Here is a 20676-nt window from a genome sequence, read left to right as displayed (position 1 = left end):
CAAGCTTAAGCCGTATCTCAAATGTTAGTCATTAAAAATGAGCCACCAGAATGAAAAATTCTGATGGCTCATTTTTAGTTGTCGTTTATTTAGTCTCAACTAAAAGCAGTGAGGCACATTAGTGTAAGTTGACCAAAGCAAAGACGATTGGAATGGTAACGACACTTAAAATCGTTGAGATACTCATTAGGGCAACGGCTGGCCCAGGCTCACCATGGACTTTGAGCGAGAACAAGACGACGATTCCGGCGACTGGGCAAGCGGCCATTAAAACCGTGGTGAATAATGGGATGCCAGTGATCCCCATTAGCTGGAGAACAACAATCGCCAAGTATGGAAACAGTAAATTACGCAATAAGATGACTAACCAAAGACGTTTATCGAGTGTCGCACGGTTAAGCTTAACGTCTGCTAAACTGTTCCCAATAACGATCATGGATAATGGGGTATTGACCGAACTGACATACTTGACGGCACTGTTGGCGATAGTTGGCAATTTAAATGACGTGACAAAGATGAATAGGCCCACAATGATGGCGATAATATTGGGATTTAGAATGATCTGTTTAAGATTATCCCGGCGGTTTCCCTGACGGCCAGTAAATAGACTGATGCCGTGCGTCCAACTGAAAATATTAAAGGCTGCTAATGACGCCACTGCAAAGAAGACGCCGGTTGCGCCAAATAGGGCGCTTGTTAGTGGGATTCCCATAAAGCCAGCATTAGAGTAGACAGAACCATAGCGCATGATACGGCGTAAATTGGTATCAGCCACTTGTTTGAAGAGCAGTTGGGTCACGATGATCATGATAAGATAAATGATCACAATTCCAGCAATGACTCGGGCCAGCATTTGCAAGCGGTCGGCTGAAAACGTCTTTTCAAAGGCTTGAATAATCAAGCAGGGTGAGACGATGTATAGCAAAATATTCGTTAAGTCGGTGGAAGTTTGGGCGTGCATGAAGCCAAGCTTATTAATAAGCAAGCCGACTAGCATCAGTATAAACATTAAGATAATTTGACTCGTTAGTTGTGTTAGATTCATCTGCTTCAGTCCAATAAATTAGAATAGTCTCATTATTGGGGCTAAGCATGAGCTTTGTCAACACATCTTTAGGCCGGATGATGAGCCTGGGCGACATCGACGTGATGCTTGAGGTGTGGAAAGACATGGCGATCTGACCAACCCATGATGGCGCCTTGTGCAATTAGAGCAAAGGCCGTTCCAAAGCCAATGGCCTGCAAGTGTCCCGTTGCAAAGAATGATACTATGATGATTGTTAGTGGTGGCAAGTAACTTGTCCATTGGGCAATTATGGCAGAGCCATGTAGAAACCGAAATCGTAAAATATATGATAAATCATCGTTTGGATGTTGAATTAAATTACAACGTTGATAAATCGAAACGGCGGCCGCCATGCCTAATAAGCCGAGCACGTTTAGGATCAACCGTGGAATCAAGGGCAACGCTGGAATTTGTAACCAATCCCAGAAGTAACCGATAAATTGTACGAGATAACTAAATGGGACGATATAAAGTAAATTGGAGATGAAGCGTCGGCGATCGAAATGCCCGAGTAGCAACTGATTGAGAATCGTAACGACCACCCCATATAGTAATAGTGTCGTCCCCAATGAAATGTGCGTCCAATCAGCTAGGTTAACGCTAGAGCCCGTCCAGACGGCACTCCCCAGACTAGTTGCGATAGTGAGTGCATTGGCAGCGGAATTCAATAGGATGGAAAAAATTAAAAATATAAAACGTTGACGAAAATCAGGGATGTTCAACACGACTAAGCGACCTTTCCATTAACAGTATATGGCTTATTATAACCGCTTTCACGAGCGGATGTCACGGCCAGGTTCTGAAAAATATGCTATACTGATTGCACAATAGATTTTACGGTTGAAGGACACTTCAAGAATTCGGACTACTTTTGGGTTGGGTAGTCAGAGCTTGTAGTGCCCTTTTTTAGGAGGCTTTTAATGGATTATGTTGGTAGTTTAGCGTTGATTTTAATTGTTACGGCGGTTGCGGGTCACCTGAGTGTCCGAATGGGCTTACCCGCGGTGATTGGTCAATTGTTAAGTGGAATCGTACTTGGCCCAGCCGTATTAGGTTGGGTCTCGGCAACAAGTTTTATCAAAGACTTCGCGGAGCTTGGCGTGATTATTTTAATGTTCATGGCCGGATTAGAGAGCGATTGGAAATTGCTGAAGAAGTATTGGCGTCCTAGCTTGTTAGTTGCGGTTCTGGGGGTCATTCTACCCGTTGCGGCGATTGACTGGTGTAGCCAACTATTTCACCTTAACGCCACTGAAAGTTTGTTTTTAGGTGTCACGTTTGCGGCAACATCGGTCTCAATCTCCGTGGCAGTGCTCAAAGAGTTAGGCGCCCTCGATGGTAAAGAAGGGACGACGATTTTAGGCGCAGCGGTCGTTGATGACGTCCTGGCTGTTTTGATTCTGGGTTTGATGATCAGCTTATTTGGTAGTGAAGTCAGTGGTGGCGGTAGTCACACATCAACCAACTTGGGACTCTCGCTGGCGATTCAGTTAGCGTTCTTTGTGGCGCTGTACTTTGTGGTCAAGTGGGTGGTGCCACATTTAATGGCCGTGGGGAATGCGCTACTGGTTCCAACATCCATCACGCTGATGTCACTAGTGATTTGTTTTGGACTCTCATACTTAGCGGACACAATCGGTTTAAGTGCCGTGATTGGAGCGTTTTTTGCCGGCATCGCCGTTGGTCAGACGGACTATCATGAAGTTATCGATGAGCATATTCAACCCATTGGTAATGCCGTATTTATCCCAGTCTTTTTCGTTAGTATTGGGCTGAATATGTCATTCAATGGTTTCTTGAACGATTTTTGGTTCATCGTTGTGATTACCGTCGCGGCAATTGCCACTAAGCTCATTGGTGCCGGGGTCGGCGCACGGTTGGCGGGCTTTAATTGGTTAAGCGGCTATGAGATTGGCGCCGGCATGGTGTCACGTGGGGAGATGGCACTGATCATTGCACAGATTGGTTATCAAGGCAAATTACTATCAGCTGATCGTTATTCGGCAGTCATCACGGCAATCATTTTAACGACGCTGATTGCACCACTACTACTGCGTCAAGCAGTCAAAAAGCAAGCTGAAGGATAAAAATTTGGCGATTGAAAAGGACCGGCTTATTTGCAAAAATTGCAAATAAGCCGGTCCTTTTCTACTTGGTAATTAGTCGACAGTTAATCGCTGAAAATGAATTTCGGCAAGTTGACCATATTGATTGGTGGTCACCAATTCAAAGCGTTGTTGCTGGTCAATAGCGTTGAATAGTGGAATACCGTCACCCAGAATGATTGGTGCAATCTGGATGTATAGTTCGTCGATCAAGTTGGCAGCCAAAAGTGGCATCAAGACACCCGCACCACCAACAATCCAGATATTATGACCCGTGGCGCGCCGTAATTTTTTAACAATCTCGGTTACGGGTGTATTAGTGAATTGAGTACGTTCGTCACCAGTATGTGGTTGTGAAGTCATAACAATATTGTGGGTCGCCGGATTATATGGATTAATGAGTTGATCAGTGGTTTGTTCCATCGTATATTCGTAAGTATGGCGACCCATGATGGCGGTATCAACTTGCTGCATAAATGCTTCGGTGGGGGCATCATTAGCACCGGCTGTTTGGAACAACCAGTCTAAACGATTATCCTTTGTGGCTAGATAACCGTCAATTGAAATGGCCCCATAAAACTGAACTTTACGCATGTTTCGACACCTACTTTATCTTTAGTAGTCATATTGTACCATGTTTTTCAGTTGCACACTTGCTGAACTCTGGTAAAAGTTCAGTAACATAATTAAGCGACGCTGCTTGGCTATTATTGTGGGGGCAGCAGAACAATTGGTAATCTAATATACTGAATACGTATTATGCTAGTTATTAGTTGGTTTTAATCATGCTCCATAGCAGCTTAACCAGCACGATGTGTATTAAATGTGACAATTTACATTGTATCGTGCTAGCTACTGGCAGAGAGAAACTTATGGCTGGTCACGGGACTACTGATTAGGCAGTATGATACTGTTATGAGAAAGACCCAAAACATGACAATCTCGCAGTCGTTTTAACGCTGGACCTGGTTTAAAAGTTAAATATTAGTGGTGTTCAACTGTCAAATGGTCCGCTATAATTGAATTAGCATTTCATAAATTCGGTTACTCCTGAAGGTGATTCACAGGGGGGAGCTGGCCTGGTTCGTAAACTTCCCAGGATAAAAAACCAAGAACTTCAATTATCGGAGGTAAGAGAATGAATGCGACGCGTAACGTTATTATTGATTGTGATCCCGGTATCGATGACAGTTTAGCACTACTGTTGGCATTAAAATCACCGGCACTAAATGTGATTGGGATTACGATTGTTTGTGGAAATGTGCCGACCCACATTGGTGCGGAAAACGCACTGAAGATTCTAGATTTAGCTGATCGGTTAGATATTCCGGTCTACTTAGGGGCTAATCGCCCGCTGCAAGTCGCGTATACCAGTGCTCAAGATACACATGGTGACGACGGTTTAGGCAATAGCAAAATTCCAGCAGTAACAGCAGTGCGACCGATTCAAGATGCGGCTAGGTTCATCGAGACTACATTGACGGAGGCGCCCACCACCTCGATTTTGGCGTTGGGACCGTTGACGAACATTGCAACGGTACTACAGCGCGACCCGAACTTGTTTGAGCAAGTTGATCAATTTACATTAATGGGTGGCAGTTATCGTAGCCATGGCAATTGTTCACCAGTTGCGGAGTACAACTTTTGGTGTGATCCAGATGCGGCGAAAGTTGTGTTTGACTTGATGCCGGTTCCAATTCAGATGGTTGGCTTAGACGTTACTCGTAAGATTGTGTTGACGCCTAGTTTGTTGACTTATATTAAAGATATTAATCCCACAATGGGGATGTTTATTGAAAAAATTACCAAGTTTTACTTTGACTTCCACTGGCAGTATGAGCGGGTGATTGGCTGTGTGATCAATGACCCGTTGGCTGTGGCGGGCATGCTTGATTCGACGATTTTGCATGGCTTTGACAGTTACACGACGGTAGCCACGGCTGGTGTCGCCCGCGGTCAATCGATTGTTGATGATCATGATTTTTGGCATGCAACGGTGAATAGTCAAGTGATGACGGACGTTGATGTTGGGGCCTTCTGGCGATTGTTCTTAACGACTGTCATCGGTGCGACTGAGCCTGATTTGACACGTGTCTTGCATCAATTGGTAACGCTATGCGAAAAATAAAGACCCGTACGATTACGTTACTAGCGCTCTGTATCGCACTGAATATTATTGGCAGTAACATCGCGTTGATGCTGAAATTACCTATTTATTTGGACGCAATTGGGACCGTACTAGCCGCGGCTGTGTTCGGTCCACTTGGCGGAATGTTGGTGGGGGGTGCCACGGGGGTAATTGTTGGTGCCACGACTGACTTGTATTCACTATTTTTCATGCCGGTTCAGCTGTTAACGGGATTCATGGCAGGCTGGTTATATCAACGAGTTAAGCCGGGAACTTGGCGTTCAAGTTGGTGGTTGGCTGGGGCAATCGCGCTTCCCGGAACGCTACTATCCACGGCAATCACGGTTATCTTGTTCCATGGAATCACCTCATCAGGGTCTAGTATGCTAATTCAGTTATTATTAGGAACAGGAATGGGTAAGCCGGTGGCCGTTTTTTTGATTCAAGCGGGAACGGATTACTTGGATCGTTTTATTACTGTTTACGTGGTTGCTTTAGTGTACCGGGCCTTACGATATAAGTTACCGCAAGCAAATTAGTTTGGATCATTGTGATAATAGTTTGGCTGCCGGTACAATTACCTATCAATTAAATGATATTTTGTCAGGTCGACTTGAGGCGGTACGCTACGCATCAGTCGCCCTTTTTGAGTAAAATGATGATAACGACTTGACCCTCTCGTTACGTTAGCCCTTATAGTAAAGCTTGTTGAAAGGAGTGACCATGATGGCGTATCAGATTAAGCAGTTAGCAACGTTAGCTGGTGTTAGTGTGCGAACCTTGCGTTACTACGATGAAATCGGGTTATTGAAACCTGCTTTTATCGGTGACAACGGGTATCGTTATTACGAGACACCCCAGATTAATCGATTGCAACGGATTTGTTTATACCGACAGTTACAGATCCCATTGGTCACAATGGCGACATTGCTAGAGCAACCAGCAGCGGTCGTGGTGACACAACTTCAGCGACAATATCAGCAGCTGCAACAGGAACGGCGACATTTAGATCAATTGTTGACCTTGATGGAAACGACGATTACGGCTCAACGGGAGGGCAATCAAATGAATGATCAGGAGAAGTTTGCGGCGTTTAAGCAGACACAGCTAGATGAACATGAAGTTAAATACGGCGCAGAAGCTCGCCAACATTATGGTGAGCAGGCGGTCGAATCAGCAAATCAACGTTTTACTCAACTTAGCGCCACGGATTACGCAACTATGCAGGCGACGGAGCAACGATTATTATTGGCCTTAACGCAACAATTACAACAACCGACCGAAGAACGCGCTGCAATGATTTATCAACTTCATCGTGACTGGTTGGGTTATGCATGGGCGCAGTATCAGCCAGCGATGCATCGTGGATTAGCGCAGCTGTATTTAGCAGACCCGCGATTTCGTCAGTATTATGATGGCCGTGCGGGCAACGGGGCTACGGCCATCTTAGTCCAGTGTATTGAACAGTATACTGAGCCACAAAATTAATTAGTCAACGCCGTGTTATCCAGCCATGGCGTCAGGGCAAAGTGAGTGGTAGCACTATTGTTGGTTAGTGGATGCGCCGCTTGACTTAATCAGCGGTTATTAAGCGTCAATATTCGAAAAACGATGGCTGCTTAAAAGTTAGTTGTGATAACAATAATCTGTAAAATACGCGCCGTAATTGGCCGTGTAAGCTTAAAAGGTCTTCTCCAAGTATTGTTTTGGAGAAGACCTTTTAAGTATTAATGATTTATGGACGGTTTTGTGCTTATAGCTTACTAATCACGCCGGCTCATTTGACCATCTTCGATTTGATAAACTACGTCACAATCGTCGATCAGACGTTGATCATGTGTGACCATGACGATGGCTTTTTGATGGTGATGGGCTTCGTTAGCAAGGCGCTTGACCACGTCGATAGATCTTGGTGTGTCAAGACTTGCGGTGGGCTCGTCGGCTAAAATAACACTTGGATCGTTATAAAGTGCCCGAGCAATGGCAACGCGTTGGCGTTCACCACCTGAAAGGTCGCTAGGATAAGCGTCACGGACTTCAGTGAGTGCTAATTCCGAGAGCAGTTCATCAGTGCTAGCCTGGTTGAATTTGCGCCGGGCCATCTTATCGACGAGTTTGAATTGTTCACGGACGGTTAGAAATGGAATTAAATTAGAACTTTGCAAGATGAAACCAATTTCATTAAAACGGTAAGCTAACCGTTGTTTTTCCGTTTGATTTGATAAGGGTTGCCCATTGAGGATAACTTGCCCACTAGTGGGTGTTTGTAATCCGGCGGCAATCGTCAAAAAGGTTGATTTGCCAGAGCCCGATGGCCCAATAATTGCAACGAATTGCCCCGCACTGACTTCAAAGTTGGCATTGGTCAAAGCGTTAACGGCGGTGTGGCCGTGCCCAAATTGTTTGTTGATATTTTGTAAAGCTAAAACTGGTTGACTCATAATGAAATCCTCCTTATCCGATGGCAACAACGGGATCAATCTTGGCAACGGTACGCCATGAGAGCAAGGCACCGATGACTGCGGCTAGTAAGAGCGCCACACTATAAATTCCAAATTGGGGCCAGTTAATGGCAAACGGTAGTCCAGCAGGCATGATTTGAGCTAATCCCAGCGTAATTAAAAGGCCGATACCAATGCCGATGATGGCCATTGCAACGCTTTGGGTTAGTAGAGCTGCTAAAATATGTTTGGTACCAATTCCTTGTACTTTTAAGACACCGAATAGGGCTTGCTTTTGCAAGGTTAAGACGAACATAAAAATACCAATAACGGCTAAAGCGATGACGAACAAGAAGTAGATCATGGTATTTAGTGTTAATTGTTCGGCACTGTAACCAGGGAGCTTTTCAATAAAGGTCGTAATACTCAAGCGTTGCATATCACCATGGTGCTGATTCTTAAAATGGCTTTTCTTGGTCACGAACGCATTAACTGGTTGTTGATCACCACTAGTGACGGGATTACCCTTGAGCCGATTGAGTGTGGCAACATCCGTGTAGACTGTCGGAGCAATGCTATAAGTACTTGCCTTAAAGGTGCCGACGATGGTTACTTTTTGGTCAGTGGTTCCAATCCGAACCTTTTGCCCTAACTTGTAACCCTTATCCTTTAGTGCCGCGGAGATAATCAGTTGATTCTTACCGTTAATCTGATGTCCAGTGACAACTTTAGGCATTAAGAAACTATCGCGAGTGGTTCCAAAGGCGCTCGCGGTTGTTTTGAGACCATTGTTGGCTGTTCGTAATGTTCCCGATAAGCTAGTTAATGGAGCCACGTCATTGCCTTGAATGCGATCTTGATCTGCCAATTTGAGTTGGGAGGCAGATAATGTCTGGTTCGCGTCCTTATTTAAATAGACAGTTTGCGCATCCCACTGGTCGACTGCTAGGCGATTACCATTGGATAGACCGTTAGCAAGTCCCGCCAACATAAAGACGACAAGCGCAATTAGCAGCAAAACACCGCTAAGTAATCCGTATCTTAGTTTTTCATGACTCATTTCTTTTAGGCCTAAATACATGTCAATTCCTCCTCTTATTTCATTTATCACTCGATAAATCAATGTGATCATAATAACATGTTAATTTCGATAAATCAATTTTTTTATTTAGTCGTCAAGCTAAATCATTTCGAAAAGTTTGCTTTGGCTGGTATGATTGACTTATTGATATAGAGAGGTAGGTAATTTAGTAATGGTGAAAAAGCAGTTCAATCATCGGGCCGCCGTTATCGCTGGTGTTACTGGCGGTGTGATTTCTGGTCTGGTTAAGTTAGGGTGGGAGAATATTTTACCACCACGGACGCCGGAACGGGATGAAACGAATCCCCCACAACAATTATTACAACAAATGGGCATTCCCGCCAGTGTTACGCATGCAACGTATTCATATGCTGGTCATGACTTGCCTGGTGTCAGCTATGTGATGCATTTTGGTTTCTCAACAACGTTTGCCGTGGCTTATAGTTTGTGGGCCCGCAAGCATCCCCGAGCTAAGGGGGGGAGCAGTGCGCTGTACGGATTAGGCGTTTGGACGGCTTTTCATCATGGTATCTTACCAGCACTGGGTACCGTTCCTGCTGCTAAGGATCAGCCGATGACGGAGCATGTATCAGAGGCCGTGGGACATGTCTTATGGATGTGGACTGCTGATTGGGTCAGTGCCGCAATCTATGACCGGATGACACGCTCAAAGTAAATGTTAAAAGCAGTCGGTTACTGAGGTTATCGGTTATTGACATGTTAAGCAGATTCATGGATTATGATAATTGAATATGAGACTAAATTAAAAGACTAGCTAGGTTAGCAAGCTTAAAAGTTCTAATCAAGCTAGTTTTATTTAACGCTGTTTTGATTAATGTTCGTATTTTACTAGTAAAAAAAGACGTGCTAGTTAAAGTAGTATGATGATTATGAGGAAAATAATTGACAATAACAGGCACTATGATAGGACGAACAGATTCTGATACTTATCTTTTTAATTTAATTCTCATATTCAGCAGAAATGTGCTAAAATATTAATATTGTGTGCAATATTTGATGAAAACATCCATAAATGAGAATGGGGCGGAAGTAGCTTGGAAAAGCAGGGAAAGATGAAACGGTATCGCCAGTTTCGATTGAGTTTGGGCTGGCAAATTTTAATTGGGCTAGTGCTGGGAATCGTATTAGGGGTTGTCTTTTATGGCAACAAGACGGCGATTACGGCCATGCAAAATATTGGAACCATGTTCATCAGCCTAATACAAATGATTGTATTACCAATTGTGGTAGCGTGCTTAATTACGGGAATTGCTAATATGGGCGATCTTAAGAAGTTAGGTCGCATCGGTGGTAAAACCATTATCTATTTTGAAATCATGACGACGATTGCAATCGCTTTGGGATTACTAATGGGGAATATTTTTCATCCTGGCGATTATATTGATATTCATCAACTGCATGCGTCGAATATTAGTCAGTACGTTCAAACGGCTAAGACGGTTTCTCACAATGGCATTTGGTCAACAATCATGGGAATTATCCCAACTAATGTCTTTAAATCATTATCTGCTGGTGACATGATTCCGGTTATCTTTTTTGCCGTCTTTTTCGGTTTAGGAACTGCAGCAATCGGTGAACAGGGCAAAATTATTTTGGACTTTATGAATGCTGTTGCTGAAGCGATGTTCAAAGTGACTAACTGGGTCATGCACACCGCCCCAATTGGCGTCTGTGCCTTGATTGGAGTGACGGTTGCAGAGATGGGCTTAAAGGCGCTGGCGCCCCTAGGTTATTTCATTATTCTCGCTTATATTACCATGGCAATCTTCATTGTGGTTGTGATGGGGATTGTTGGTAAGCTGTTTGGTTTAAATATTTGGCATCTACTACGGGTAATTCGTGACGAAATGGTGCTTGGATTTTCAACGGCAAGCTCGGAGGCAGCCTTGCCACGAATTATCGATAAGATGGGAAGGTATGGTGTTAGTGAAGGAATCGTCTCATTCGTTATTCCAACTGGGTATACATTTAACTTAGATGGTTCCGCAATCTATCAATCGTTAGCAGCGTTGTTCTTAGCACAGGCGTATGGGATTCATTTGTCGCTGAGTCAGCAGATCACCTTACTGATCGTGTTAATGATTACGTCAAAGGGGATTGCTGGCGTTCCGGGCGCTTCATTCGTTGTTCTGCTCGCGACGATTTCGACGATTGGCGTTCCAGTACAGGGACTTGCCTTTATTGCGGGGATTGACCGTTTAGTGGACATGGGTCGAACGGTTGTCAATGTGGTCGGTAATTCGTTAGCCGCAGTTATTATTGGTAAGTCTGAACATGAATTCGATACGGCTCAAAGCGACCAGTATTTGGCTGAGATTCGAGCGGGGCGTACCCGAACAGCGGCTAAATAATAGTCGCTCGCGGTGATTAGTGTGGCTATTAGTAACATGAAGCCGAACGATAATGATAAGTGCTTCAATGATGACAGCTACTGATGAGTCATAAATAAAACAGTTGCGTTTCAGAAATGCCATTCTGAGCGCAACTGTTTTATTATGTGTCCGTGGTAGGAATTGTCATTTAGGATGCGTTGTGTTAGTCATTAATAAAGTATTTGCAAAAGGAGGGGCATTATGGCGACTGATTTTTCGATTGGACAACTTGCACAGTTATTTGATATTCCGGTAGCCACGTTGCGCTATTATGATGAAATTGGGCTATTGACGCCAGCCCGAGTTGATCCCCATAGTCATTACCGTTATTATGGTACGCCACAATTTGAGCGTTTAAGTACGATTAAATATTTACGGGCGCTTGGTATGTCACTAGCGACCATCGCTGATTTTTTTGCGGCCCGTGAGTTACCAAAGTTAATACATATGTTAACGACGCAAAACCAGCAAATTGAGATGCAGTTACGTTTGCTAACGGCAGTTCAACAGCGGATTAATAATCGCTTGGCTCAGATTGAAATGGCGCAAACAGCCAATTTTGATCGGACTGAACGGGTAATACTCCCGGAACGGCCAATGGTGGCGTTGCGGCAGCCATATCGACCACAAGACGATATTGAATTGGTTATTGCTAAGTTACGGAAGCAGACCGGTGTAACAAATGAAATCTTTTTAGGTAAGGTCGCACTGCTACTTGATCAGCAAGCGGTCCAAACCGGGCACTTTGAACGCTATACAGGAATCTGTCTAGTATTTGAGCCCGGTGATGCGATTCCCGTACAGCAAGAACGGCTAGTAGCTGGGCCTTACGCACAACGTATTTTTCATGGCACGCATGTGGATGCTCCCACTCAGTATCAGCAATTGTTAGCAGATTGTCATGAGCAGGGGTGGCAAGTGACAGGAACCGCAGTTGAGACGGCGTTGATTGATTACGGGATTACTGATCAGGTTGCACAGTCGATTACCCAGATTCAAATTCCAATTGACTCTCAAGCTACTTGAGACTTTATACTAAATTATGATTGGTCGGATACGTCAATTTAGTATGCAAGATATGGTATCAGTACAAGGAGTGAAGCTATGATTGGGACAATTTTTAATACGAGCATGATTTTAGCTGGTTGCTTGGTAGGCAGTATTTTTAAAAAGGGCATTAAACCAGCCTATCATGCGATATTACTACAAGCGTTAGGGTTGGCGGCCTGTGTGATTGGGATTAACGCGGTCGTGCAGCGGATGCCGCAGAGCAAGTACCCGGTGCTCTTTATTGTTAGCTTGGCAGTCGGTGGCCTAATTGGCCAAGCCTTGGATATTCAGGGCCATTTTGATCGCTGGGTGAGTCGCTTGGCCGGTGGCAACTTAGCAGAGGGGTTGGCAACTGCGGTATTGCTATATTGCATTGGGTCACTATCTATTTTGGGACCGATTGAGGCGGCCTTAAAGCATGACTATACGTTTTTGTTTACAAACGGTATGTTAGATGGAATTACGTCAATTGTTTTAGCATCGACATTTGGTTTTGGCATTGCGATAGCGGCGGGAGTGCTGTTTTGTTGGCAAGGCAGCTTATATGTTTTGGCGCTGGTTTTACAGGGGGCGTTAAGTACCGCGTTGCTGAATGAAGTGACAATTGTTGGTGGCATCTTAATTCTGGCATCTGGTTTAGGAATGCTAAAAATCAAGCAATTTAGTACGTTGAACTTATTGCCGGCTCTATTAGTGCCACCTATCGTGATTAGTGTCATGCAATTATTCTAAAGTCGATGACGATTTTGAAATAAACGGCTATCACTGAATAGCAATTTGACTAATTAATACGATTTCACCATAATTCAACCAAAGTAATAGTCGCATGAAGTGAAAATATTACACCAAAGCCACCATTTTAGGACAGTCGGTGAAACGACCTAAAATGGTGGCTTTGGTGTAATAGCCCGACGGCTCAAATCAGATGGTGTTTGATGCCAAAAAGTTCACGATTCCGTTCCAAATGACGATGAATGTGATCAATCAGGACATCGTGCGACCAATCAGTAGTTGTGCTAAGCGCTGGTACCGGAAAACGCTCATCGATGTCGATTGTGGTGGGCGTGATGGCACAGTTTGCTACTAGCGCAATGGCGAGACTAGCGGGTGTATGTTGATACATTAAATCGTTGCGAATTGCAAACTTGATTTGTTGTTGGTTGGCAAGTTTAACGTAACGATTGAGGATATCTTCATCCAATAATCCGTGGAGGAGTAATTGATAATCAGGATGGGTGGCCATTTCACTTTTGAGTTCAGTCGAGTAATCACGCATGAGTGCTTGGGTGAAGGTAATGCCCAAATCAATACGTTCGTGAAACGTACCGAGATTGCGATGTTGTTCATCTGGATGTAGTACGGGGGCCCCGAATATTGCGGATTGTAAGTGTTTGTCCATTTGGTCTTCAGAATTAGCCATGCCGGTCAGGTCCTTTCACAGGTAATAGTAAAATTGAATTGCTTTTACTTCTATTGTAATGAAGAAAACGCTTTAATCAACTTATTTTTAAAAGCTAGTTTAATTATTCGATTTCTTTAACTGTAATTGGGCTTGAAATGTATTATCGATGACTTGGTAGTAAGTTGTACGTTGCTTATTGATTAGTCGGGTGATGCTACTGAGATCATTGCCAGTGTGACCAATCCTAGTCGTGAAGTCTTGATGACTGATTTGTTCAGTCTGTGGTAACGTTAAAGCTTGTAAAATGTTGATTTGCAGTTTAACAAGGCAATGCTCAGCAGTTTGATATTTAGCGTAAATGAGACCGCGTGAGAAATTCGTGAAGGGCCATTGTAAGAATGATTGTTTCGTAAGTTCCAGAACATAATAATAGTAAGTTAAGTGGGCCTTGCTTTTAATAAATAGTGAATTTTTAATTTGTCAGTTGATTTTACTATACATAAAGCAAAATAACTTTAATGGCTGAAAAAATCTTAATTCTGGTAGATAAAGATGATTTACTGGCTAGCGGGCTAAAATTTGAACTAGCCCGGAAATAGAATTGATGTTGTAATAAAATGAATGCTCACGACACTTTAAACTGATTGAGACAGTGGCTGGTGAGGATGGCACCTTAAGCCTTGATAATATTGACCTAAGCCCAATTTGAAGTTGCCTTTTATTTAAGATTATAAAGGTGTATTATTAACTCGTTCATGGTATGATACTACATAGTATGTTAGTAAATTGAGCTTATCAAATTAAAATAGAAACGGATGGTAACAAATGCCAAGACATTTACGGAAACGGCGTCGGTTATGGACGCTGGTCATAATTGCCATGGTGCTTTTGGGGGTCATTGGATTTACAAGTACACAAGTTTCTGACTGGATTGATGCTTCGTTTACGAATAAGCAAGCGAATGCGGCTAAATCTAGTTCTCAAACGAAGCCTAAGCCAGTTAATCAGGTTAAATTGGACGTACCGCTAGTTAATCAAATGACAACACCACGATTATACAATGGTTGTGAGGTCACGTCGCTGACGATGTTGATGAAATACGCGCATATTAACGTAACTAAAAATGAATTAGCTACGAAGATTACGAGTGTACCACTCACTTATAGTAATGGGGAACATGGTAATCCAGAATATGGTTTCGTTGGTGATATTACCGGTGATAATCCGGGCCTCGGTGTGTATCATAAGCCAATCTATAAATTGGCAAAAACTGAGACAAGTCACGTCAAGGACTTAACGGGGTCAAACTTTGATACTGTGATTGAACAGCTAGAATTAGGACGGCCAGTATGGACAATCACGACTGCTTCATTTGCAACGGTTAGTACGATGCAAACGTGGCAGACACCTCAAGGAGCCGTTAAAGTGACTTACGATATGCATAGTGTGGTCATTGTAGGGTTTAACCGAGCTAAAAAGCTGATTTACATTAACAATCCGTACGGGTACAAACAGCAAGCGGTTAGTTGGAAGAATTTCGAAGCCGCATATAATCAAATGGGAAAACAGGCCATTGTGTTGACTTTGCCTCACTAGTTGGCAAGTGGTGTCATAATACTACCTAGCCAGCAACCAATCCCGCTCAAGACGAACCGTCGCCTTGAGCGGGATTGGTTGCTTTTTTCGTGAAGTTGCAGCTTGCAAAAAAAATCAACAGCATCAATTAGTGAATTGGCCAGGTCTTAATGGTGAGCCTTAATGCCCCTAATTAAGATGGTTAATTAGGGTTGCAACTTGGATGTAACCTAATTGTAATCTACGTCTCGACCTTTCCAGAGTTGTTCATAATATTAACCATAAAGGGGCGATTGGTTGTTAACAAGCTGTAACTGAATTGAAACCGAATTGACGCCGCAGCCTATTAAAAATAGCCTATTATTGGGTAGTGTAAAAATGTTAACATTATAGGAATGTCGTAAACTGCCATTAACAGTTTATCTTTTAGTGATTGTGGGGATCAGTGGCAAGTTACGATGACATTTTTCGCTTGCGGAGTCACAACATGGGGAGAGGGACCGCATGATGGGAATTAAAAAGGTCAATTGGTTGGTTGCCACAGTCGTGCTTGTAACGTTTGGAATGAAGATTAATGTCCAGGCACAGGGGCGCGCGGTGGTGGATATTTCAGAATGGCAAGGTCGGCTCAGTCCTAGTCAGGTGCGAGCGATGAAATCTCAGGTGCTATTTGTGATTAATCGGCGCCAGTATGGCTTAAATTACATTGACCGGGACGCGGTTAATAATACGGCATTGTACGTTCGTTATGGGATTCCATTTGGTGAATATGATTTTTCACAATTTACGGATGCAAGCAGTGCGCGTCGCGAAGCGCAGGCCTTTTATGCGCGTTCCAATAAAGCAGCTCGCTTCTACGCTTTGGATTTTGAGGTTGATACCGTTCGTTCAGGTTCAACCAATGCGGCAGTGGCCGCTTGGTATCATGAGATGCGGTCGTTAACTAACAAGAAGTTGATTTTTTATTCATATGCTTCGTTTGCACTGACATATGCTAACCAGGCGCGCCAACGGTTTGACACACAGTGGATTGGCTCACTGACACGTCGGCCACCGATTATTCCGGCAGCTTTGTGGCAGTATACGGATCGTTATCATTTAACCGGGCTAGCTGCACCGGTTGACAATAGTCGGGTAATGACTAGTATCCATCCCGTTTCGTGGTGGCTCGGAACGACTCGCTCGGTTCCAGTTGTCGCAACCAAACTTAAGACCATGTTGCCAGTTTCAAAAGTGTATCGGTTGAAAACCGGCGTTCCAAGCAAATCAGTTGCAACAACTAAGGTTGTCATTAAGCACGTGGACCGGCCTAAATCACATTTGAGAATTCAATCAGTGGTTAAAAGTAAGGCGCCGACTAAGACTGCCATTAGGTACCTAGCACAGCCTAAATCACAATCAAAGGTTCAAACCATTGTTAAAAGCAAACAAGCGACCAAGGCGATTAAACGCCCCGTGTTAACCGCAAGCCGTCTGAAGTCGCAGCCAATTCAGCATACAAAAGTTGTGATTCATCGTGGCAAAACAGTTAAAAGACAAGTGAGACATCCGCGACAAAAAATTAAAAAGGCCGTGGGGGCAAAACGACTGGTACGTTCAAGCAAGCGAGTCAAGCATCGCGAGATTCGTCATCAACGGTCAAGCGTCAAGCAAAAATCGGGGCATTATCAGCAACACCACACGCACCAAGGGCGGACGAATCGCAAACATTTAGTGGTGGGGAAAACAGCACATCAGCGGGTTAGACGAGTAAATCACCGGTTGTCTCGTACATAGTAACATCCGGGATCAACGGTATTTTTGCTATCCGTGTAGCGTTCAGCAGGAAAATGATAGCTAGGGCTAATCAAATTGGTCAATTGTTGTTATAGAAATTAGGAGGACATTTTTATGAACTTTAAGCATAAGATTCAGTTAGGGATTGCCACCGCAACTGGCATGTTAGTGGTAGGAATGGCTGCCGTGCCGTCTGTGACCAGTGTATTACACGCAGCTTCGGACAATGTCAGTTCAATTAGCCAGACGGCGGCACCGGCGACAGTCAAAGCAACAGATCAGACTGTGAAGGCGTTGAGTGCGAGTGGGACGAAGGGAAACTATCGTGTCAAGTATGCCAAGGCCGGGACTAGTTCCACCGTCGCAACGTATCAGCAAACGGACTATAATACGAAAGGTGACGCTAGTGACCAAGTTGATTATTTAACGACTGCTCAAGGAAAAAGTACAACGTTGAGTTCGGGGACGCCAGCAACTATTCAAGGAACGATCGGGAAAGTGTATGTTCATTGGAATACGGGAAGTTGGTCGGTGACAACGATTGCCAATACGCAAGATGTTGCCAGTAATCCAACAAAATTTGCCAATCAAATCAATACTCAAATTCAAAAGCAGAAGCTAACAACCAAAACTGTTACTAGCGGGGCCGTTATGGTGTATGATAAGGCCCAAAATGGCCAGGCTAATTCGATTCAGTGGCAGAACGGAGCCAAAGTTGCGAAGGTCCAAGGCCAACAGGCGGGTACTGTAATCAAAATTGCGGCTGATGCTAATAATTAAGCATTGGCATAGCGTTTAGTATCGGTGACCTTGGTTGCAAGTCATATTTTAAGTACCGGCATGTTGGCGTGCGAAAATTTGCTGAGCTCCACTTGCTTTGAACGAATCATTTGACTGACAACTATGATTGACATTTGTCAGTAGAGTGCTTATGATGTTAGATAATAATTAAAAAGTAGTGATCGTTAATGAGTAGTCGTTGACCCAACAGTTTAGCGACTCGGTGGTTGGTGCAAACCGAGCTGTGGTCAAAGATGAATTACATAACGTAAACTGCCATTGGCCGGATGATTTCCGTTACTAATCAATGAGCGATCACATGTGGTGATAACTTGGGTGGTAACGCGGAAAACTCGTCCCTGTTTTAAGACAGGGGCGAGTTTTTTCTTTTATCTGGTGACAACGATTGAGGAGGAATAAGGATGAACATTATTGATGATTTAAAATGGCGTGGCGCCATTAATCAACAAACGGACGAGACGGGGCTAAAGGAGCTTACGGAAAGCCAATCCGTTTCATTGTATTGTGGGATTGACCCAACTGGTGATAGCATGCATATCGGTCACTTAATTCCCTTCATGATTCTTAAGCGATTCCAATTAGCTGGTCATCACCCATATGTGGTAGTTGGTGGTGGGACTGGTGCCATTGGCGATCCATCTGGTAAGAACTCGGAACGTAAATTACAGACAATGGACCAAGTTAAACATAATCAAGACGGTTTGAACGCCCAGATGCACAAATTGTTTGGTAGTGATGAAAACTTTTCGATTGTCAACAACTATGATTGGCTGTCAAAGATTTCATTGTTGGACTTTTTGCGTGATTACGGGAAGTTGTTCAGCGTGAATACGATGCTGAATAAAGAAGTCGTTGCCAGCCGTTTAGAAGTTGGGATTTCATACACTGAATTCACGTACCAAATTTTACAATCAGTCGACTTTTTACACTTATATCGTGCTGAACACGTGCAACTTCAAATTGGTGGAGCTGACCAGTGGGGCAATATTACGGCTGGGACGGATTTAATTCACCGCCTAGAAGGTAATGAAGCCCAAGCATATGGCTTAACGATTCCGTTATTACTGAAGGCGGATGGAACTAAATTCGGAAAGACCGCTGGTGGAGCCGTCTGGTTGAATCCTGAACGGACGTCGCCGTATGAATTTTACCAATTCTGGATCAACCAGGATGATCGTGACGTGGTCAAATATCTCAAGTACTTTACGTTCTTAAGTCATGAAGAAATTGATCGTTTGGCTGAAACGGTGAAGACAGCTCCCGAAAAGCGTGAAGCCCAACGGCGTTTAGCTGAAGAAGTGACAGCGTTTGTTCATGGTAAACAGGCGGTTGTTGAAGCGGAAAATATTACTAAGGCCTTATTTACTGGTGATGTTCAGAGCTTAACGGCCGATGAAATTGAACAAGGCTTTAAGGGTGTGCCTTCTGCGGAAGTGACGGCTGAAAAGCAAAATATTGTTTTATGGTTAGTCGATGCTACTAAGTTTGAACCTTCACGGCGGCAGGCACGTGAAGACATTAAGAACGGTGCTATTCGAATTAACGGCGAAAAGGTAACGGATGTGGATGCGGAAATTGATCCAGCAGCAGCCTTTAACGGTAAGTTTGTAATTGTACGTCGGGGGAAGAAACGGTACTTCTTAGCACACGTTAAGTAAATTAATTTATCAGTTGGACTGGACCCGTTGCGGCCCGGTCTTTTTGTTATTATTGTAAGTTGTAACTGGTGTAAACTCTATTTAGGCCTTATTGAATAGGCGGTGTAAATGAAGACAAATATTGAAAATTTAGGGAGGATGAGCAATTTGGTGGGGGTTAAGTTTAATACACGAACGATTGCAATGTTGGGCATGCTGATTGCACTGAATGTTGTTATTTCAATTTTCTTTCATATTCCAATTCCAATGACCCATGGTTACATCAATTTGTGCGATGCGGGTATTTTTATTGCAGCGTTGATTTTTGGTTGGCGTGGTGGCGCCATTGTTGGTGGCGCAAGTGGGTTGTTGTTAGATTTGCTGCTTGGTTATCCGCAGTACATGTTTTTCTCATTGCTTGTTCATGGCCTGGAAGGCTGGCTAGCGGGATATTTAGGCGCCGGTAAGACGCAAGGGCGTCAGGTTGCGGCAATTGGAACCGCAGTTGTTATCATGGTTGCTGGTTATTTTATTTCGGATTCATTAATGTACACGATGGCAACTGGGTTAGTCGGAGTAGCAACTAATTTGGTTCAGGCAGTTGTTGGTGGTGTTTTGGCTTTTCCAATTGTGGCTGGAATTCAACCGTTAATTAAAAAGCAAACAAGTTTGTAGTTGACGATGATTAGTTTGGAATGTGGGTAGCCTCAATATAAAGGGGCTACCCACATATTTTTTGAGGTGCTAGACTAGCAACATATCAATGAAACGATTTTGTGATTGATGTTAATTTAATAGTGAAGTTTTCATAATTTTGAAAAAACAATCAATTTTTTGTTGACACTTTCAATCACGGCTGGTATATTAGTAAACGTTGCTGCTGCGGCAGATGCTTCTCACCACCAAATAATTATTGAAATTAGTTGTTGACAACATTTTCAGTAATTGGTAAGATAGTTTCTGTTGTCGCAAAGGCAACCATAACAAATTAATCAAGTTACTTCTTAAAAAAAAGTTGTTGACAAGATATTGATTAAGATGTTATGATGATTAAGTTGTGTTAAGCGATTAACACACGGAATTAGATCTTTGAAAACTGAACAAAGTTTCGACGAATCAAATGTGTAGGGTCTCTTGATTTTGGATTAAGAGCAAAAACATTTGCGAAGTCAATTCGCTAGCAAATAAATTTTAGTACAACTTTAAATGAGCTTTTTAGAA

At 43.5% G+C, this 20676-nt stretch carries 19 protein-coding genes, 1 riboswitch and 1 other annotated feature; of the genes, 13 read left to right on the top strand and 6 right to left on the bottom strand.

Annotation, left to right across the window (positions count from 1 at the left end):
* Nucleotides 1–118: 118 nt before the first annotated feature.
* The gene (locus RXV91_RS05185) at nt 119–1045 is read right to left on the bottom strand and encodes an AEC family transporter (RefSeq protein WP_316438978.1); all 927 of its coding nucleotides are present in this window, start codon (nt 1043–1045) and stop codon (nt 119–121) included.
* 68 nt (nt 1046–1113) lie between these two features.
* Complete coding sequence (locus RXV91_RS05180) at nt 1114–1791, bottom strand: hypothetical protein (protein ID WP_316438977.1); 678 nt, start codon at nt 1789–1791, stop codon at nt 1114–1116.
* A gap of 195 nt (nt 1792–1986) precedes the next feature.
* Between RXV91_RS05180 and RXV91_RS05175 the strand changes: the two genes are divergently transcribed.
* Nucleotides 1987–3153 carry a cation:proton antiporter gene (locus RXV91_RS05175; RefSeq protein ID WP_316438976.1) on the top strand — a complete coding sequence of 389 codons (1167 nt, stop codon included), beginning with the start codon at nt 1987–1989 and terminating at the stop codon, nt 3151–3153.
* A 72-nt stretch (nt 3154–3225) separates the two neighbouring features.
* On the opposite strand, the gene RXV91_RS05170 is transcribed toward RXV91_RS05175, so the two are convergent.
* The gene (locus RXV91_RS05170) at nt 3226–3765 is read right to left on the bottom strand and encodes a dihydrofolate reductase family protein (RefSeq protein WP_316438975.1); all 540 of its coding nucleotides are present in this window, start codon (nt 3763–3765) and stop codon (nt 3226–3228) included.
* A 479-nt stretch (nt 3766–4244) separates the two neighbouring features.
* Nucleotides 4245–4289, top strand: a riboswitch (PreQ1 riboswitch).
* 20 nt (nt 4290–4309) lie between these two features.
* On the opposite strand from RXV91_RS05170, the gene RXV91_RS05165 reads away from it, so the two are divergent.
* The 3 genes from RXV91_RS05165 (at nt 4310) to RXV91_RS05155 (ending at nt 6787) form a co-directional block, all read left to right on the top strand.
* Entirely contained in the window at nt 4310–5299 is a 990-nt protein-coding gene (locus RXV91_RS05165; protein ID WP_316438974.1) for a nucleoside hydrolase, read from the top strand.
* On the top strand, nt 5287–5838 hold the full coding sequence (locus tag RXV91_RS05160; protein ID WP_316438973.1) for an ECF transporter S component: 552 nt from the start codon (nt 5287–5289) through the stop codon (nt 5836–5838). Before RXV91_RS05165 ends, RXV91_RS05160 begins: the two co-directional genes overlap by 13 nt.
* Nucleotides 5839–6022: 184 nt before the next feature.
* Nucleotides 6023–6787 carry a MerR family transcriptional regulator gene (locus RXV91_RS05155; RefSeq protein ID WP_316438972.1) on the top strand — a complete coding sequence of 255 codons (765 nt, stop codon included), beginning with the start codon at nt 6023–6025 and terminating at the stop codon, nt 6785–6787.
* Between the two features lie 275 nt (nt 6788–7062).
* On the opposite strand, the gene RXV91_RS05150 is transcribed toward RXV91_RS05155, so the two are convergent.
* Together RXV91_RS05150 and RXV91_RS05145 are read right to left on the bottom strand one after the other, a co-directional pair.
* Nucleotides 7063–7740, bottom strand: a complete 678-nt coding sequence (locus RXV91_RS05150; RefSeq protein WP_316438971.1) for an ABC transporter ATP-binding protein — start codon at nt 7738–7740, stop codon at nt 7063–7065.
* Between the two features lie 13 nt (nt 7741–7753).
* Nucleotides 7754–8821 (bottom strand): FtsX-like permease family protein, encoded by a 1068-nt coding sequence (locus RXV91_RS05145; protein WP_316438970.1) that lies wholly within the window; start codon nt 8819–8821, stop codon nt 7754–7756.
* Nucleotides 8822–8993: 172 nt separating this feature from the next.
* On the opposite strand from RXV91_RS05145, the gene RXV91_RS05140 reads away from it, so the two are divergent.
* The 4 genes from RXV91_RS05140 to RXV91_RS05125 all read left to right on the top strand — a co-directional run bounded on the left by RXV91_RS05140 (nt 8994) and on the right by RXV91_RS05125 (nt 12996).
* Nucleotides 8994–9497 (top strand): DUF1440 domain-containing protein, encoded by a 504-nt coding sequence (locus tag RXV91_RS05140; RefSeq protein ID WP_316438969.1) that lies wholly within the window; start codon nt 8994–8996, stop codon nt 9495–9497.
* A gap of 397 nt (nt 9498–9894) precedes the next feature.
* The gene (locus RXV91_RS05135) at nt 9895–11193 is read left to right on the top strand and encodes a cation:dicarboxylate symporter family transporter (RefSeq protein WP_316439304.1); all 1299 of its coding nucleotides are present in this window, start codon (nt 9895–9897) and stop codon (nt 11191–11193) included.
* A 222-nt stretch (nt 11194–11415) separates the two neighbouring features.
* Nucleotides 11416–12240, top strand: a complete 825-nt coding sequence (locus RXV91_RS05130; RefSeq protein ID WP_316438968.1) for a MerR family transcriptional regulator — start codon at nt 11416–11418, stop codon at nt 12238–12240.
* Nucleotides 12241–12318: 78 nt separating this feature from the next.
* The gene (locus RXV91_RS05125) at nt 12319–12996 is read left to right on the top strand and encodes a DUF554 domain-containing protein (protein ID WP_316438967.1); all 678 of its coding nucleotides are present in this window, start codon (nt 12319–12321) and stop codon (nt 12994–12996) included.
* 184 nt (nt 12997–13180) lie between these two features.
* On the opposite strand, the gene RXV91_RS05120 is transcribed toward RXV91_RS05125, so the two are convergent.
* Nucleotides 13181–13684 carry a YueI family protein gene (locus RXV91_RS05120; RefSeq protein ID WP_316438966.1) on the bottom strand — a complete coding sequence of 168 codons (504 nt, stop codon included), beginning with the start codon at nt 13682–13684 and terminating at the stop codon, nt 13181–13183.
* Nucleotides 13685–14491: 807 nt separating this feature from the next.
* Here RXV91_RS05120 and RXV91_RS05115 point away from each other — a divergent pair.
* The 5 genes from RXV91_RS05115 (at nt 14492) to RXV91_RS05095 (ending at nt 20130) form a co-directional block, all read left to right on the top strand.
* Nucleotides 14492–15262: a C39 family peptidase gene (locus RXV91_RS05115; RefSeq protein WP_316438965.1), complete on the top strand. Its 771-nt coding sequence runs from the start codon at nt 14492–14494 to the stop codon at nt 15260–15262.
* A gap of 486 nt (nt 15263–15748) precedes the next feature.
* Nucleotides 15749–17017 (top strand): GH25 family lysozyme, encoded by a 1269-nt coding sequence (locus tag RXV91_RS05110; protein ID WP_316439303.1) that lies wholly within the window; start codon nt 15749–15751, stop codon nt 17015–17017.
* Between the two features lie 114 nt (nt 17018–17131).
* Entirely contained in the window at nt 17132–17797 is a 666-nt protein-coding gene (locus tag RXV91_RS05105) for a hypothetical protein (protein WP_316438964.1), read from the top strand.
* A 169-nt stretch (nt 17798–17966) separates the two neighbouring features.
* Nucleotides 17967–18161: a binding site (T-box leader), on the top strand.
* Nucleotides 18162–18219: 58 nt separating this feature from the next.
* A complete protein-coding gene (gene tyrS / locus RXV91_RS05100; protein WP_316438963.1) occupies nt 18220–19476 on the top strand; it encodes a tyrosine--tRNA ligase in 1257 nt (418 codons plus the stop codon).
* Between the two features lie 138 nt (nt 19477–19614).
* A complete protein-coding gene (locus RXV91_RS05095) occupies nt 19615–20130 on the top strand; it encodes an ECF transporter S component (protein ID WP_316439302.1) in 516 nt (171 codons plus the stop codon).
* Nucleotides 20131–20676: the final 546 nt, after the last annotated feature.

Origin of the sequence: Lactiplantibacillus sp. DA1, assembly GCF_032681335.1 — a bacterium.
GTDB lineage: Bacteria > Bacillota > Bacilli > Lactobacillales > Lactobacillaceae > Lactiplantibacillus.
The sequence above is the reverse complement of the archived record's forward strand: the minus strand, read 5'-3'. Positions and strand labels throughout refer to the sequence as shown.

Coding starts and splice junctions, on each gene's coding strand:
- RXV91_RS05120 (WP_316438966.1), bottom strand. CDS start 13,684: ATGGCTAATTCTGAAGACCAAATGGACAAACACTTACAATCCGCAATA.
- RXV91_RS05140 (WP_316438969.1), top strand. CDS start 8,994: ATGGTGAAAAAGCAGTTCAATCATCGGGCCGCCGTTATCGCTGGTGTT.
- RXV91_RS05160 (WP_316438973.1), top strand. CDS start 5,287: ATGCGAAAAATAAAGACCCGTACGATTACGTTACTAGCGCTCTGTATC.
- RXV91_RS05185 (WP_316438978.1), bottom strand. CDS start 1,045: ATGAATCTAACACAACTAACGAGTCAAATTATCTTAATGTTTATACTG.
- RXV91_RS05150 (WP_316438971.1), bottom strand. CDS start 7,740: ATGAGTCAACCAGTTTTAGCTTTACAAAATATCAACAAACAATTTGGG.
- RXV91_RS05135 (WP_316439304.1), top strand. CDS start 9,895: ATGAAACGGTATCGCCAGTTTCGATTGAGTTTGGGCTGGCAAATTTTA.
- RXV91_RS05145 (WP_316438970.1), bottom strand. CDS start 8,821: ATGTATTTAGGCCTAAAAGAAATGAGTCATGAAAAACTAAGATACGGA.
- RXV91_RS05110 (WP_316439303.1), top strand. CDS start 15,749: ATGGGAATTAAAAAGGTCAATTGGTTGGTTGCCACAGTCGTGCTTGTA.
- RXV91_RS05095 (WP_316439302.1), top strand. CDS start 19,615: ATGAGCAATTTGGTGGGGGTTAAGTTTAATACACGAACGATTGCAATG.
- RXV91_RS05130 (WP_316438968.1), top strand. CDS start 11,416: ATGGCGACTGATTTTTCGATTGGACAACTTGCACAGTTATTTGATATT.
- RXV91_RS05125 (WP_316438967.1), top strand. CDS start 12,319: ATGATTGGGACAATTTTTAATACGAGCATGATTTTAGCTGGTTGCTTG.
- RXV91_RS05165 (WP_316438974.1), top strand. CDS start 4,310: ATGAATGCGACGCGTAACGTTATTATTGATTGTGATCCCGGTATCGAT.
- RXV91_RS05105 (WP_316438964.1), top strand. CDS start 17,132: ATGAACTTTAAGCATAAGATTCAGTTAGGGATTGCCACCGCAACTGGC.
- tyrS (WP_316438963.1), top strand. CDS start 18,220: ATGAACATTATTGATGATTTAAAATGGCGTGGCGCCATTAATCAACAA.
- RXV91_RS05170 (WP_316438975.1), bottom strand. CDS start 3,765: ATGCGTAAAGTTCAGTTTTATGGGGCCATTTCAATTGACGGTTATCTA.
- RXV91_RS05155 (WP_316438972.1), top strand. CDS start 6,023: ATGATGGCGTATCAGATTAAGCAGTTAGCAACGTTAGCTGGTGTTAGT.
- RXV91_RS05175 (WP_316438976.1), top strand. CDS start 1,987: ATGGATTATGTTGGTAGTTTAGCGTTGATTTTAATTGTTACGGCGGTT.
- RXV91_RS05115 (WP_316438965.1), top strand. CDS start 14,492: ATGCCAAGACATTTACGGAAACGGCGTCGGTTATGGACGCTGGTCATA.